Source organism: Neptuniibacter marinus, from assembly GCF_001597725.1.
Classification (GTDB): domain Bacteria; phylum Pseudomonadota; class Gammaproteobacteria; order Pseudomonadales; family Balneatricaceae; genus Neptuniibacter; species Neptuniibacter marinus.
The window spans coordinates 1-316 of record NZ_LUTR01000065.1; the positions used below are offsets into that span (position 1 = coordinate 1).

Sequence of the window (316 nt, forward strand, 5' to 3'; positions counted from 1 at the left end):
CTAAAGATTCTGAGCAAGCAGCACAAAGACTTGATGCCCATTTAGAACACCATAAGCAACAAATTCAAACCATTATTGATAAGCAATCGGTAGCGGCATAGGCAAAGACAGTTAAGCAAAAATTTTAAGCGACATCTTCACCACCAATACGAGCAACAAAATCAGTCTCATGCAATGTCTCTTGAAGCATCTTTGCTACATTGGCGATCACGCGATCGCCTTCATCATGACCAAGTTCATCGTTAATTCACTTGAAAAACTCGATATCAAGCAAGGCTAAAAACGCTTGGGGTTGAAGGATATTGCGCTAATAATC

Annotated in this window: 1 protein-coding gene; it reads right to left on the reverse strand. The window is 40.2% G+C overall.

Features of this window, described 5'->3' with window-relative positions:
- Positions 1-124: 124 nt before the first annotated feature.
- A complete protein-coding gene (locus A3774_RS17270) occupies positions 125-247 on the reverse strand; it encodes a diguanylate cyclase (RefSeq protein ID WP_074181690.1) in 123 nt (40 codons plus the stop codon).
- Positions 248-316: the final 69 nt, after the last annotated feature.